At 41.9% G+C, this 13476-nt stretch carries 15 protein-coding genes; 13 read left to right on the top strand and 2 right to left on the bottom strand.

From position 1 onward, the window contains the following. Nucleotides 1-19: 19 nt before the first annotated feature. Nucleotides 20-214 (bottom strand): YjzD family protein, encoded by a 195-nt coding sequence (locus M1D84_RS13425; RefSeq protein ID WP_003211779.1) that lies wholly within the window; start codon nucleotides 212-214, stop codon nucleotides 20-22. 212 nt (nucleotides 215-426) lie between these two features. Between M1D84_RS13425 and M1D84_RS13420 the strand changes: the two genes are divergently transcribed. From M1D84_RS13420 to M1D84_RS13405, 4 genes are all read left to right on the top strand, one after another. Continuing rightward, nucleotides 427-1167, top strand: a complete 741-nt coding sequence (locus M1D84_RS13420; RefSeq protein ID WP_024425057.1) for a hypothetical protein — start codon at nucleotides 427-429, stop codon at nucleotides 1165-1167. A gap of 73 nt (nucleotides 1168-1240) precedes the next feature. After that, the gene (locus tag M1D84_RS13415; protein ID WP_024426490.1) at nucleotides 1241-1816 is read left to right on the top strand and encodes a hypothetical protein; all 576 of its coding nucleotides are present in this window, start codon (nucleotides 1241-1243) and stop codon (nucleotides 1814-1816) included. Between the two features lie 91 nt (nucleotides 1817-1907). After that, the gene (locus M1D84_RS13410; RefSeq protein WP_024425055.1) at nucleotides 1908-2870 is read left to right on the top strand and encodes a BMP family ABC transporter substrate-binding protein; all 963 of its coding nucleotides are present in this window, start codon (nucleotides 1908-1910) and stop codon (nucleotides 2868-2870) included. 12 nt (nucleotides 2871-2882) lie between these two features. Beyond that, the gene (locus M1D84_RS13405) at nucleotides 2883-3080 is read left to right on the top strand and encodes a ComZ family protein (protein ID WP_024425054.1); all 198 of its coding nucleotides are present in this window, start codon (nucleotides 2883-2885) and stop codon (nucleotides 3078-3080) included. A gap of 9 nt (nucleotides 3081-3089) precedes the next feature. On the opposite strand, the gene M1D84_RS13400 is transcribed toward M1D84_RS13405, so the two are convergent. Further along, a complete protein-coding gene (locus M1D84_RS13400) occupies nucleotides 3090-3323 on the bottom strand; it encodes a hypothetical protein (RefSeq protein WP_024425053.1) in 234 nt (77 codons plus the stop codon). Between the two features lie 171 nt (nucleotides 3324-3494). Between M1D84_RS13400 and M1D84_RS13395 the strand changes: the two genes are divergently transcribed. The 9 genes from M1D84_RS13395 to M1D84_RS13355 all read left to right on the top strand — a co-directional run bounded on the left by M1D84_RS13395 (nucleotide 3495) and on the right by M1D84_RS13355 (nucleotide 13458). Then, on the top strand, nucleotides 3495-4433 hold the full coding sequence (locus M1D84_RS13395) for a beta-ketoacyl-ACP synthase III (RefSeq protein WP_024425052.1): 939 nt from the start codon (nucleotides 3495-3497) through the stop codon (nucleotides 4431-4433). Nucleotides 4434-4454: 21 nt separating this feature from the next. After that, entirely contained in the window at nucleotides 4455-5696 is a 1242-nt protein-coding gene (fabF, locus tag M1D84_RS13390; protein ID WP_024425051.1) for a beta-ketoacyl-ACP synthase II, read from the top strand. 77 nt (nucleotides 5697-5773) lie between these two features. Continuing rightward, on the top strand, nucleotides 5774-6577 hold the full coding sequence (locus M1D84_RS13385; RefSeq protein WP_024425050.1) for a DUF2268 domain-containing protein: 804 nt from the start codon (nucleotides 5774-5776) through the stop codon (nucleotides 6575-6577). A 149-nt stretch (nucleotides 6578-6726) separates the two neighbouring features. Next, nucleotides 6727-7707: an ABC transporter ATP-binding protein gene (locus M1D84_RS13380; RefSeq protein WP_024426488.1), complete on the top strand. Its 981-nt coding sequence runs from the start codon at nucleotides 6727-6729 to the stop codon at nucleotides 7705-7707. Further along, complete coding sequence (locus M1D84_RS13375; RefSeq protein ID WP_024426487.1) at nucleotides 7704-8726, top strand: ABC transporter ATP-binding protein; 1023 nt, start codon at nucleotides 7704-7706, stop codon at nucleotides 8724-8726. Before M1D84_RS13380 ends, M1D84_RS13375 begins: the two co-directional genes overlap by 4 nt. Nucleotides 8727-8811: 85 nt before the next feature. Further along, on the top strand, nucleotides 8812-10446 hold the full coding sequence (locus M1D84_RS13370; RefSeq protein ID WP_024425049.1) for a peptide-binding protein: 1635 nt from the start codon (nucleotides 8812-8814) through the stop codon (nucleotides 10444-10446). Between the two features lie 229 nt (nucleotides 10447-10675). Further along, complete coding sequence (locus M1D84_RS13365; protein WP_458106300.1) at nucleotides 10676-11626, top strand: ABC transporter permease; 951 nt, start codon at nucleotides 10676-10678, stop codon at nucleotides 11624-11626. 33 nt (nucleotides 11627-11659) lie between these two features. Continuing rightward, nucleotides 11660-12559, top strand: a complete 900-nt coding sequence (gene opp4C, locus M1D84_RS13360) for an oligopeptide ABC transporter permease (protein WP_332284734.1) — start codon at nucleotides 11660-11662, stop codon at nucleotides 12557-12559. A 146-nt stretch (nucleotides 12560-12705) separates the two neighbouring features. Next, on the top strand, nucleotides 12706-13458 hold the full coding sequence (locus M1D84_RS13355; RefSeq protein ID WP_039177811.1) for a YjbA family protein: 753 nt from the start codon (nucleotides 12706-12708) through the stop codon (nucleotides 13456-13458). Nucleotides 13459-13476: the final 18 nt, after the last annotated feature.

Raw genomic sequence — 13476 nt, 5'->3', positions numbered from 1 at the left:
CTCTTTTTCACAAGTCATATTAAGAATGTTTTGTTGAACTTTCCGTTTCTTTCATTGGACTTACTTCAGCAAAGATGAATAAAATAACCGTAAACACAACTGCAAGAATGGAAGTGAGCGTAAAATCATAAGCAGCTCCATTCATAGAGGCAACGATGTAACCAGCCATATGTGTCAGCAGAAAAGTCCAAATGAGGGTGATAATATAATGCATAATCCCACCGTCCTTTATGTAACAATCTATTGATTATCATACCATAGATGCAAGTGAAGGGAAAAGACTGTTTTCCGCCTTTATGTGACCATTTTGAGACCTTCTGCGATAAAAATAAAAAGAATTCTTCTGTCTTTAGGGGATTTCCTTATTCCTACAAGAGTTGTTGTTCATATCATAGAAAGCAGAATCACTGAAAGGAGGCTGGCCATATGGGTGTAAGCGAACGTTTTTTCCAGCTTGGTTCCCAGTGGAACATCATTCACCTTCCTCAAAAACCAAATGGCTTTGGCATTCTAATCCTCGGTGACCGAAATCACTTTGTGCAGGAAAATACATCATTCTGGCTCCAGCATTATGGAAGAAACCAGCTTTTAACTGCCTTAAAGGATGAAGGATATACATTGTTTAATAGTCATCTTCATGGGAATCACTGGGGATGCGAAGATGCTGTTTTTAGTGCCAAGCAGCTCGTGCATCACACACTAAAACAAGAAATATTAAACCGGGAAATTCATGTGCTCGCAGAGGGAATGGGTGCACTTGTTGCCATGAGCCTTGCTGAGGAGATGCCTGAAGTACTAAGGTCCATTGCGATGGTGAATCCATGTCTGAATCTGGATGCACAACGAGAAAGAGAAAAGGAACACAAATTCTTTTATAAGCAGCTGCTCAAAGAGTTAGCAGAGAGCTATGGCTGTTCTGAAAAGGAAGCTGAAACGTATCCACTGCCTTCTTGTCCTGTTCATTCTGCTCATGTGCCGATTCATATATGGCAAAGGCTAAACGGCGCACCTTATGCATATGAACTTCACGCAAAGCCTTTTATTGATCAGCATATGAAAAATCCAGAACATTGTCAGGTCGATCTCACGCTGCATATGTTTGATCATCCGAGAAGAATCTTTCAATCCATTCACAAGTTTTATAAATCGCATGAAAGAGAATTGTGATGAATAGGATGATAACAGCCCTTCATAGAAAGGGCTCTTCTTTTTATTCGATATTAAAAAAGGGGACGTGAACATGGAAACAGGACTGATCATAGGGGCAGATGAGTTTTTTGGCCTGACACTTTGTGAATATATGATGAAAGAGGGCATTCAAGTGGATATCACGCGTCCTCATGATCTTAAAGAAGAACAAAAGGCACTGTTAGAAGAGCGGATGATGTGGCTGGGCAGAAATGATCTCGTTCGTGTCATTGACCTTCAGGATAGCAAGGACACGTATGACCTCATTTTTATTCAATCAGAGGAACCGCATAACAGGCAGAAAGACATCAAAGCAGAGCATGGCATGTACCAGATTCTTTATGAAAAACCTGAAAACGAATCAGCGAAACAGAATGTGCCGGCAGTGATTCTTCCTCGCATGTTCGGACCATGGACACTCAATGAAGATCAAACAAAGCGTGCAGATTCACTTTTTGTAGAAGATGTGGCAAAGGAATTGTTACAATGGGCATCGGACACAGGTCAAAGACAGGACATGACGTATGAATTGAAGGTAGAAAGCCAAACAGATGACAAACAAGCAGAAGACATGATTGCAGAATGGAAAAGACAAAACTCAACATTTTTCGACAAAAAGCAAGAATGATCTTCCATCTTATCTTTTTTCAGTATAAAATAAACCTATATTTAACATACAGGTTCATCACTGCATGTTGTAAAAGGGAGTTGAACATGGCATGAAGTACCAGCGGCTTGTCATGATCTTTTCGTTCCTTCTTCTATTATCTGCCTGCTCGCAGGCGCCTTTAAAAGGAAAAATTGAGAAGGTGGGTTTACTCGTCCCCGATACGATCAATGATCAAGTTTGGGGAACGAAAGGTTATAAAGGCTTATTAAGTATCCAATCAACATTTGGTGTAGATGTTTATTATAAGGAAGGAATGGTCGACAAGGAGAAAATCGTTGATGCCATTGAAGAATTCCATAAAAAAGGAGTCAATTTGATTATTGGCCATGGCAATGAATACAGTGAAATTTTTAACTTGATCAGTGAAGATTATCCAAACATACAATTTATTACGGTCAATGGAAACAAGCCTCAGGCGGGCAATGTCACAAACGTGACGTTTAAAGGTGAAGCGATGGGCTTTTTCGGAGGCATGACAGCTGCACATATGTCAAAAACAAAAAAGATTGGTATTCTTGCTACATATGATTGGCAAAGTGAAGTAGACGGCTTTATCAAAGGAGCAAAATATCAAGATGAACATGTACAAGTATTAGCAGAGTTTGTCGAAAACTGGGATGATGCTGACAAAGCGGTGGAGCTCTATCAAAAATTAAAAAAGCAGGGCGTTGATGTTGTGTATCCAGCAGGTGATGGTTATAATATCCCTGTCATTGAACAAATCAAAGCCGATAATTTATCAGCGATCGGGTACGTCACCGATCAATCCAACCTCGGCAGCCATACAGTTTTAACGAGCACTGTACAGCATGTTGATAAAGCGTATAGTATCATTGCAAAGAAGTTTAATGAAGGCAAGCTAAATGAACAAGATGAGTACTCCTTTGATTTTAAAGAAGGAGTGGTCGAGATGGGGAAATTTAGTTCCACCATTGACGACGCTTTTGTGAAAGACATTGAAAGTGATATTGCGTCATACAAAAAAACAGGTAAACTGCCAAATGAAAAGTGAGGAGACGACGACATGCAGCACGAAAAATCGATGGAATTTTTACAAATTGCCATGAAGTATTTTCCGCAGGCGAAGGAAGAGTTAGATAAAGCAGGGATTCAGCTTGAGCCTGAAGCACTTCAGCCGCTTCTAACATTATTTACATCTGTCATGCAAGAAGCATACGAGCTTGGAAAAGCAGATGCAGAATCAGAAAAAGCCACAGAATAGTGGCTTTTTTTATGATAATTTTTTCTTGAAGGCACTAATCATAGGACCAACATCTTTAAACACAGGCTTCAGCTCATCGATGGAGTTCATAATGTTCCCAATTTGATTCATGACATGCATGTAGTCAATTGAGTCATCACTTGAAGATGTCTCCGCACGTTCCTCCTTTGCCTCTGTCTTGCTTTTCTCCTTTTCAAGCGGCTGTCCAAACATCATTGCTGAGAAAATATCTTTTTGCGCCATATCACATGTTCCTTTCTACTATTGGTATATATCATTAATCTATGAAAAAAGTGAGAGGAAAGGTTAGACGTTTGTATTGCCAAGAAGAAAAAAATAAGGTAAAATTAGTACCAGATACTAATATAAGATCACAATATCACATGCTCGTATGAGTAAAAGGAGTCTTATTCAATGAATGCTGGAATTATTGGCCTTGGCCGCTATATACCTGAAAAAGTATTAACAAATCATGATTTAGAAAAAATGGTTGAAACTTCTGACGAGTGGATTCGTACTAGAACAGGTATAGAAGAAAGAAGAATTGCATCTGATGATGTCAATACATCTCATATGGCGCTTGCTGCTGCAAAAAAAGCATTAGCTGACGCAGATGTGGCTGCAGAAGATATCGATATGATTCTTGTGGCGACAGTCACGCCAGATCAAGCATTTCCGACAGTTGCTTGTATGATTCAAGAGCAGCTCGGTGCACATAAAGCATGTGCAATGGATATTAGCGCTGCGTGTGCTGGCTTTATGTATGGGCTTGTTACTGGAAAACAATTTATCGAATCAGGAACTTACAAACACGTGCTTGTCGTCGGTGTTGAAAAGCTTTCTCGCATTACCGACTGGGATGACCGCAATACAGCTGTTTTGTTTGGAGATGGAGCTGGAGCTGCTGTGCTGGGAGAAGTCAGCGAAGGTAAAGGAATTCTATCATTTGAACTTGGAGCAGATGGAAGCGGCGGGAAGCACTTGTACTTAGATGAAAAAGATCATACAATCATGAATGGACGAGAAGTATTTAAATTTGCTGTAAGACAAATGGGCGAGTCAAGTGTAAATGTCATTGAAAAAGCTGGACTATCAAAAGAAGACGTTGATTTCTTGATCCCGCATCAAGCAAATATTCGCATTATGGAAGCAGCACGCGAACGCTTAGAGCTTCCAGTTGAAAAAATGTCGAAGACTGTCCATAAATATGGAAACACATCAGCAGCATCCATTCCAATTTCACTATGTGAAGAAATCGAAGCCGGAAAAATTCATGACGGCGATGTGATTGTAATGGTTGGTTTTGGTGGCGGATTAACTTGGGGCGCAATCGCTATGCGGTGGGGCCGATAAAAGAGTGGGGTGCACAAATTAATGGATAAAAAACGAGTAGTTGTTACAGGATTAGGTGCTTTGACACCACTTGGCAACGATGTAGAGTCAACATGGAAAAATGCTTTAGCGGGTGTATCAGGGGTTGGACCTATTACACGTGTCGATTCAAGTGAATATACCGCAAAAGTAGCGGCAGAACTAAAAGATTTTAACATTGAAGATTACATGGAGAAAAAAGAAGCGCGAAAAATGGCACGCTTCACGCAATATGCAGTCGTTGCTGCTCAAAAAGCGCTGGAAGATTCACGTCTTGAAATCACAGATGAAATCGCACCGCGTGTTGGTGTATGGGTTGGGTCTGGTATTGGCGGACTTGAAACATTTGAAGAGCAGTTCGAAGTGTATTCAAATAAAGGGGCAAGACGCGTCAGTCCATTCTTCGTCCCAATGATGATTCCTGATATGGCGACAGGCCAAATTTCTATTGCACTTGGCGCAAAAGGGGTTAACTCTTGTACAGTGACAGCATGTGCAACAGGAACAAACTCAATTGGTGATGCATTTAAAGTTATTCAGCGCGGCGATGCAGATGCGATGATCACAGGCGGAACAGAAGCGCCATTAACAAAAATGTCGTTTGCAGGTTTCTGTGCGAACAAAGCCCTTTCGACAAATCCTGATCCAAAGACAGCAAGCCGTCCATTCGACAAAAACCGTGACGGATTTGTCATGGGTGAGGGTGCAGGGATTATTGTTCTTGAAGAACTTGAGCATGCCTTAAAACGTGGTGCGACCATTTATGCAGAAATCGTTGGTTATGGTTCAACTGGAGATGCCTACCATATAACAGCACCAGCTCCAAATGGAGAAGGCGGCGTCCGTGCAATGAAAGAAGCGATTCGAGATGCAGGTTTGTCTGTGGAAGACATTGATTATATCAATGCCCACGGTACAAGCACACCTTACAATGATAAATTTGAAACAATGGCGATTAAAGAAGTGTTCGGAGAGCATGCGAACAAGCTTGCGATCAGTTCGACAAAATCAATGACAGGTCACTTACTTGGCGCAGCAGGCGGAGTAGAAGCCATTTTCTCTGTTCTTGCGATTAAAGACAGCGTCCTTCCTCCAACGATTAATCTTGAAACACCGGATGAAGAATGTGATCTTGATTATGTAGCAAATGAAGCACGTTCAAAAGAAGTACAAGTGGCTTTAAGTAACTCACTTGGTTTTGGCGGGCATAATGCGACAATTATTTTCAAAAAATACGAAGCATAATACTTGCTGAGAAAGCGGCGGTCGATAAACAGATCGCCGCTTTTTTGCATATGATGAAAATGGAGGTGTTCAGCGGTATGGGTCTGATCAATACACAATATCTCATTCATCAATCATCATCATTTCAGGAGCTTGCAGCGCGCTTTGTTCCTTATTTTAAAGGGGCCGAGGAAAAAGAATGGTCGTCTATCCTCGCTCACCTGCAGCATCACGGGATGGTTCGGTCTTGGAGCTCGTGCAAAAACATGATCGACAAGCTCAAGGAAAAAGGGTACTTCAAGCTTGTCATGAAAGAATATCAAACGCTTCAAAAGCAGTGGGAAGGTCCAGACATTCCTGTGTTTATTTTACCTGTCAATGAGAGCAGCAGAGAAATCAGAGAGCAATTTTATTATCAATCCGGCATGGCATTTGATGACAAGGTCTTTCTTTTTTTGTCTCCAAATACCCCGAAGGAGCGAATCGGTACATTGCTGACTCATGAATATCACCATGTATGCAGGCTGCATTTTCTCTCAAAAGAAGAAAAAGACTTTACATTCCTCGATACAATCATGATGGAGGGGCTCGCTGAATATGCTGTGTATCATAGATATGGAGAAAACTATACAGCGAAATGGACCACCTTCTATAGCGAAGAACAGCTTCAGCGTATGTACAAGAAATGGGTATCCAGTCATCTTGATCAAAGAGTCCAGGACGACGAAAGGCTGATACAGAATCTTCTTTATGGAAAAGGGAACTACCCTAAAATGCTTGGTTACGCTACCGGGTTTTATATCGTGAAAAAATATTTCAATGAGCACCGAATCAGCGAGGAATCTATGATTGCAGAGCCAGCAGAAACCTTTTTAAAGGCAATAGAATCACAAAGTGAATAATTCACATAAAAAGAGACATATTACAAATTTACTAAATACTTCTTGATTTCGTCATAACGATGTAATAATATACAAATAATTCTTTTTATTTTTAAAATACAGAATATTCAGGTTCGATTCTATTGATCTAAGGAGAAAGGGGCGAATGAATGAGCACGCTGCTTGAAGTGCAAAACTTAAAAACCTATTTTTTTCGAAAAAAGGAACCGATACCTGCTGTGGATGGCGTTGATTTCAGCATCAACAGAGGAGAAACTGTCGCATTAGTCGGTGAGTCTGGGTCTGGCAAAAGCATTACGTCCTTATCCATTATGGGTCTGATTCATGGCACGGGCGGGAAAATTATGGACGGTTCCATCAAACTTGATGGAAAGGACCTTGTTACATATAGTGAAAAGGAATTATGCAGCATCCGTGGTAATGATGTATCTATGATCTTTCAGGAACCCATGACCTCACTTAATCCCGTCTTACCCATCGGAGAACAAATAACAGAAATCCTCATCTATCACAAAAAACTTTCAAAAAAAGAAGCGGTCAAAAAAGCGGTTGATCTGCTGAAGCTTGTTGGTTTTTCCCGCCCGGAGCAAATCATGAAAGATTATCCGCATCGTTTATCAGGCGGCATGCGGCAAAGAGTGATGATTGCCATAGCGCTAAGCTGTGATCCGAAGCTTCTCATTGCAGATGAACCGACAACTGCCCTGGATGTGACCATTCAAGCACAGGTACTCACTTTAATGAAAGATTTATGCTCTACCTTTGGTACATCTATTCTTCTTATCACACATGATTTAGGTGTCGTGTCTGAAGTGGCAGATCGAGTGATTGTCATGTACTGCGGACAGGTTGTTGAAAATGGGACTGTCGAAGAGTTGTTTGAACAGCCGCTTCATCCTTACACAGAAGGGCTGCTTGAATCGATTCCTGTCATTGACGGAGACATACAGCCGTTAACAGCCATCAAAGGAAATGTTCCTGCGCCAGATCAGCTTCCAGCCGGATGCCGCTTTGCTCCTAGATGTCCGCAAGTGAAGGAACGCTGCCTGGGAGAACTGCCTAAGCTGAGAACATTTGAAGATGGCAGAAGCGTCAGATGTTTCTTATATGAGGAGGCAGACCACACATGACACTTGCTCAAAATCAAACACAAATAACAGACTTACCAGAGAAAGAAACGATCCTTGAACTGAAACAGATTCGAAAACATTTTCCGATTAAAGCGGGCGTCTTTCAGAAGAAAGTCGGTGCAGTGAAAGCTGTTGACGGCATAGACTTGAAGATTTATAAAGGTGAAACGTTAGGTATTGTCGGGGAGTCAGGATGCGGGAAATCCACCCTAGGCCGGACAATGATTCGCCTATACGAACCAACCGACGGTCAAATCTTTTTTAAAGGGCAAGACATCACGCGCGTGTCAGAATCAAAGCTAAGACAATCTACACGAAAAAACATCCAAATGGTTTTTCAAGATCCCTTTGCATCACTCAACCCTAGAAAAACACTTCGAAGCATCATCAAAGAACCCTACAAAACACATCACTTATATTCCTTAAAAGAAAGAAATGAAAAAGTAGAACAGCTTTTATCAAAGGTAGGTCTTCATCCAAGCTTTGCGAACCGCTATCCCCATGAATTTTCAGGCGGGCAGAGGCAGCGGATCGGCATCGCTCGTGCGCTTGCCATGAATCCCGACATGATCATCGCAGATGAGCCTGTATCAGCACTTGATGTATCTATTCAGGCGCAGGTTATTAATCTGATGGAGGAGCTTCAGGAGGAATTTGACCTTACCTATCTATTTATCTCTCACGATTTAAGTGTGGTCAGACATATTAGCGATAGAGTCGGCGTCATGTATCTCGGCAAAATGATGGAGCTTGCCGATAAGCACAGTCTGTACGATGAACCGCTCCATCCGTATACACAGGCTCTGCTTTCTTCCGTTCCTGTCACCCGTAAAAAAGGGCAGGTGAAAAGAGAACGCATTATGCTGCAAGGCGATTTGCCGAGTCCTGCAAATCCGCCAAAAGGCTGCGTATTTCACACAAGATGCCCGCATGCGAAAGAAATCTGTAAAGAAAAAGTACCAGCATTTCAGGAGTTAAAAACGAACCACTTTGTTGCCTGCCACCTCTACAACGCTTGATCAAGCTTGTATGATCTCATCTTTGAGAGGGGGGATGAAACAGGATTCGGTCATTATTTTAAAAAAAGAATAGGGGGAATTGTCTATGAAAGGTAGAAATAGAAAGTCCATTCTGGTCAGTTTATTGCTGATTTTTACATTAATCCTTGCTGCTTGTTCTGGTGGAAATAAAACGTCTGGAGACAGTGAAAAGAAATCCACAGGTAAACCGGTACAAGGCGGCGATCTTGTCATCGGTTCAATTGCAGAGCCAACATTATTTAACTCGCTGTATTCTACAGATGTGGCAAGCTCTGATATTGAGGAAAGAATCTACAGCTTCTTACTTCAAACAGACGGAAAGCTCAACCCTCAGCTATCGCTGGCAGAGGATATTAAAGAATCGGATGACGGCAAGCAGTTTGATGTTACCATTAAAAAAGGTGTGAAGTTTCATGATGGTGAAGAACTGACTGCTGATGATGTTGTGTTTACATACAGCATACCAATCAATAAGGACTACAACGGGGAGCGCGGATCAGGTTTTGAAGTTTTAGAGTCTGTTAAAAAGACAGGGGACTACTCGATCGAATTCAAGCTCAATAAAAAAGATCCTTATTTTTATAATGTCACACTAGGAAGCTACGGTATTTTACCTAAGCATATTTTAGGTGATGTGCCTATAAAAGATCTCGGTGAAAACGAATTTAACCGAAAAAAACCGATCGGTTCAGGTCCATTTAAATTCGCAGAATGGAAAGAAGGAGACTACGTCAAACTAGAAGCCTTTGACGATTATTGGGATGGACGTCCTTACCTTGATACTGTCACCATTAAAACCATTCCTGATCAGAATGCAGCGATTGCCCAGCTGTCAGCAGGAGATATTGATTTCTTTGCTGTACCAGGATCCGAGCTGCAAACAGCTGAAAAAGTGAGCAACATTAAAATCGAATCTGATCTAGGACTCAATTATTCATACATTGGCTGGAACCAGAAAAATGAACTCTTTAAAAGTAAAAAGGTCCGCCAAGCGCTGACACATGCCATTGATCGTCAAACGATTGTTGACCAAGTGCTAGATGGAGACGGCAAAGTAGCCAATATTCCAGAAAGTCCGCTGTCCTGGAACTATCCAAAGGATGAAAATGTTCCAGTGTTTGAGTTTGATCAAGAAAAAGCGAAAAAGATGCTGAAAGAAGAGGGCTGGGAGGATACAGATGGAGACGGCTATCTTGATAAGGATGGCAAGAAATTCTCCTTTGTCATAAAGACCAACCAAGGAAATAAAGTTCGCGAGGATATCGCGGTCGTTGTCCAGCAGCAGCTCAAAGAAATCGGTGTGGAAGCGAAGCCGCAAATTGTGGAATTCAGTGCGCTCATTGAGCAGACGACACCGCCTAAGTGGGATTATGATGCGCTGCTGCTCGGCTGGAGCCTTGCGACATTCCCTGATCAATTCAGCATATTCCACTCAAGCCAGTCAGAAAAAGGCTTAAATAACATCTGGTATAAAAATAAAGAGGTCGATAAGCTGTTAGTTGATGCTAAAAACTTAAGCGATCGAAAAGATTATTCAAAGGCATATGAAAAAATTTATAAACTGATCGCAGAGGATCAGCCGTATACGTTCCTTTACTATGCTAACTCACATCGTGCTATGCCATCTAATCTCCAAGGCTACTCTTACCACCCGAAAGATGAATATTACAAAATCGAAAAATGGTGGCTTGAACAGTAGGCTGATAGTGAAGAAGGGGGGGATTCTCCCCTTTCACCGTGAGAACAATCCCTTGCATTCGGTGTCAGTTCTCTGCGTGGGTGCTAAAAAGATCACTTCGTTCGCTCCGCATCAGCACGAGAATTCAAGGGTTTTCAGATCACGCTGAAAAGCAGACAAAGGGCTAAAATACCATCATTTTGGCCTTTTTTTCACAGAATGGCGATCCGATGAAAAAGGAGTTGTGCATATGGTTACATATATCATTAGAAGGACATTACTCTCCATTCCCATTTTATTAGGGATTACCATCTTGTCCTTTGCCATTATGAAAGCAGCACCAGGCGATCCGATGTCACTCATGATGGACCCTACCATTAGTGCGGCAGACCGGGAAGCCTTTATTGATAAGTACGGCTTGAACGATCCTGAATATGTCCAATATATGAAATGGCTTGGCAATATGCTTCAAGGTGACTTTGGCACATCCATTGTCAAAAAGGGAACACCCGTGGCTGATTTGATTTTTGCCCGGCTGCCAAATACCCTCATCCTCATGATCTTTTCTACATTAGTTGCCCTGCTGATCGCCATTCCATTTGGTGTCCTTTCAGCAAAACGTCCATATACAAAGCTTGACTATGGCATTACGGTTACATCTTTTATCGGACTGGCTATTCCAAACTTTTGGTTTGGTCTCATCCTCATTATGGTTTTATCCGTGAACCTGGGTTGGTTTCCAACTGGCGGAGTTTCTACCTTGCATGCCGATTTTAATGTGTTAGACCGGCTCCATCATATCATTTTACCTGCCTTTGTTTTAGCAACTGCTGATATGGCAGGGCTGACCCGGTACACAAGGTCGAGTATGCTTGATGTGATGAGGCAGGATTACATCCGCACAGCAAGAGCGAAAGGCTTTAGAGAAAACAAAGTCATTTTTAAGCATGGTTTAAGAAACGGTCTTATGCCGGTTATAACGATTTTCGGATTAATGATACCATCTTTTATTGGCGGCGCAGTCGTGGTGGAACAAATCTTCACCTGGCCTGGACTTGGAAAGCTGTTCATTGATTCTGCTTTTTCGAGAGATTATCCGGTCATTATGGCAATGACCGTTATTTCCGCAGTGCTTGTGGTGGTTGGAAATTTAATAGCGGATATTTTATATGCGATCGTTGATCCGCGTATTGAATATTAGAAGGGAGCTGAAGCACAATTGGCACAGCCTAATATGGGAACACCTCCTGTTGATATCAAATTAAAGGAGGGCCTTCCGCCAAAGCCTGAGACGATGCTGCGTTTGTTTTGCGAGAAATTTTTCAAAAATAAATTGGCGGTTGCCGGCTCCGTGATCTTATTGATCATTATTTTTTCTGCCATTTTCGCTCCAGTGATCGCTCCATATGCACCAGAGCATCAAGATTTATTGAAGCGGCTCCAGCCGCCGAGTGCTGAGCATTTTATGGGCACTGACAAGTTTGGCCGCGATATTTTCTCAAGGGTGCTATATGGCGCGCGGGTCTCTTTGTTGGTTGGTTTCGTTTCAGTGGTCGGAGCAATCACCATTGGCACTGTCGTTGGCGCGGTCGCGGGGTATTTCAAAGGGTTTATTGACTCCTTGTTAATGAGATTTGTGGATGTCGTGTTGTCGATTCCAGACATTTTTCTATTGATCACGCTTGTCACCATTTTCAAACCGGGCATTGATAAATTGATTTTAATCTTTGCTTTGACAGGCTGGACAACAACGGCCAGGCTTATCCGCAGTGAATTCTTATCACTTCGAACAAGAGAATTCGTCCTCGCGGCGAGAACCATTGGAACGAAAAATCATGTCATCATCTTTTCGCATATTTTACCGAACTGTATCGGTCCTATTATTGTATCAGCTACATTAAAAGTAGGCTCCGTCATTTTAGCTGAATCAACGCTCAGCTACCTTGGCTTTGGTATTCAGCCGCCAACGGCAAGCTGGGGCAACATGCTCCAAGATGCACAAAATTTCTCGATTATGGTGCAAGCATGGTGGTATCCGCTTTTCCCAGGTTTGCTGATTTTACTAACGGTCTTATGCTTTAATTTCTTAGGAGATGGGCTGAGAGATGCGCTTGATCCTAAAAAGCTGAAATAAAGTTTAAAGGGGCTCTGCGGTTCCTGAACGAAAGAAAGACATGGAGCCATCATTTACTCAGCTTGAAGTTTTGATAAAGTTGGAATAATTTCTCTATCCCTTGCCCATACTGTGGACAACAGTTTTTATAAAGTGAGGGATTGGTTATGTTATTTCTTCATGACGTATGGGTGAATTGGTTTGAAGGGGAAGAAAATGGCTACAATGTGTGTCATTTTCATGAGTGGCGTAAGGAGGACAGCGTTGAATTGTTAGATCAAGTGCCTTTACTTAAGGTGCAGAGCCCTTTGTTTGATTACATAGAGAATGATCTTTCAGAGCTGCCGAAGACGCTGCTAGAGTCTGTATTTGAGAAATCATATATTCGAAAAAATCATGAACGCCGTAAATTAGAGTATTGCTTTGTGGTCACAGACGGCATTCGAATCATTGCTGTAGATACGATCGGGTATTCCATTCCAGTGAGAAAAAGCCGCTTGATCCCAAGGCAGGAGCAATTGGTGTATGAAATGGTGAAAGATGTGAAAGCAGAGGAATATGAATTTTCTAAGGACAGTCTTGAATCGACGAAGGAGTACCACATTCTATCACTGCCGCCGCAGCATATCAGCGGATTAACGAGAAAAGAAAGACAGCTGAAACAGTTGATGTTTATGGCGCTCGATCAATTAAAGGGGCTCCAAAACAGGGCGGAGATTGCGTATTGGTATACGGAATGGAACCCGCGCATGTACAACCAAATCAAACGAATGTCATTCGAAGAGATTTGGAACATGCTTTACAATGAAACGATTGATGGGTGGTCAGAGAATCATTTAGCCTTCTGTGAAAAAATGATTAAAGGACAGCCATTTTTCGAAAAACTTTGGGAAATGGAAAACGAATCAAAAGTAAATTAGAAAAAGCTTGCAGCGAGT

The organism is Bacillus sp. PK5-006, assembly GCF_054161415.1.
This window is presented reverse-complemented; position numbering and strand designations above follow the sequence as displayed.

Coding starts and splice junctions, on each gene's coding strand:
- M1D84_RS13415 (WP_024426490.1), top strand. CDS start 1,241: ATGGAAACAGGACTGATCATAGGGGCAGATGAGTTTTTTGGCCTGACA.
- M1D84_RS13395 (WP_024425052.1), top strand. CDS start 3,495: ATGAATGCTGGAATTATTGGCCTTGGCCGCTATATACCTGAAAAAGTA.
- M1D84_RS13355 (WP_039177811.1), top strand. CDS start 12,706: ATGTTATTTCTTCATGACGTATGGGTGAATTGGTTTGAAGGGGAAGAA.
- M1D84_RS13385 (WP_024425050.1), top strand. CDS start 5,774: ATGGGTCTGATCAATACACAATATCTCATTCATCAATCATCATCATTT.
- fabF (WP_024425051.1), top strand. CDS start 4,455: ATGGATAAAAAACGAGTAGTTGTTACAGGATTAGGTGCTTTGACACCA.
- M1D84_RS13425 (WP_003211779.1), bottom strand. CDS start 214: ATGCATTATATTATCACCCTCATTTGGACTTTTCTGCTGACACATATG.
- M1D84_RS13365 (WP_458106300.1), top strand. CDS start 10,676: ATGGTTACATATATCATTAGAAGGACATTACTCTCCATTCCCATTTTA.
- M1D84_RS13410 (WP_024425055.1), top strand. CDS start 1,908: ATGAAGTACCAGCGGCTTGTCATGATCTTTTCGTTCCTTCTTCTATTA.
- M1D84_RS13420 (WP_024425057.1), top strand. CDS start 427: ATGGGTGTAAGCGAACGTTTTTTCCAGCTTGGTTCCCAGTGGAACATC.
- M1D84_RS13375 (WP_024426487.1), top strand. CDS start 7,704: ATGACACTTGCTCAAAATCAAACACAAATAACAGACTTACCAGAGAAA.
- M1D84_RS13380 (WP_024426488.1), top strand. CDS start 6,727: ATGAGCACGCTGCTTGAAGTGCAAAACTTAAAAACCTATTTTTTTCGA.
- opp4C (WP_332284734.1), top strand. CDS start 11,660: ATGGGAACACCTCCTGTTGATATCAAATTAAAGGAGGGCCTTCCGCCA.
- M1D84_RS13405 (WP_024425054.1), top strand. CDS start 2,883: ATGCAGCACGAAAAATCGATGGAATTTTTACAAATTGCCATGAAGTAT.
- M1D84_RS13370 (WP_024425049.1), top strand. CDS start 8,812: ATGAAAGGTAGAAATAGAAAGTCCATTCTGGTCAGTTTATTGCTGATT.
- M1D84_RS13400 (WP_024425053.1), bottom strand. CDS start 3,323: ATGGCGCAAAAAGATATTTTCTCAGCAATGATGTTTGGACAGCCGCTT.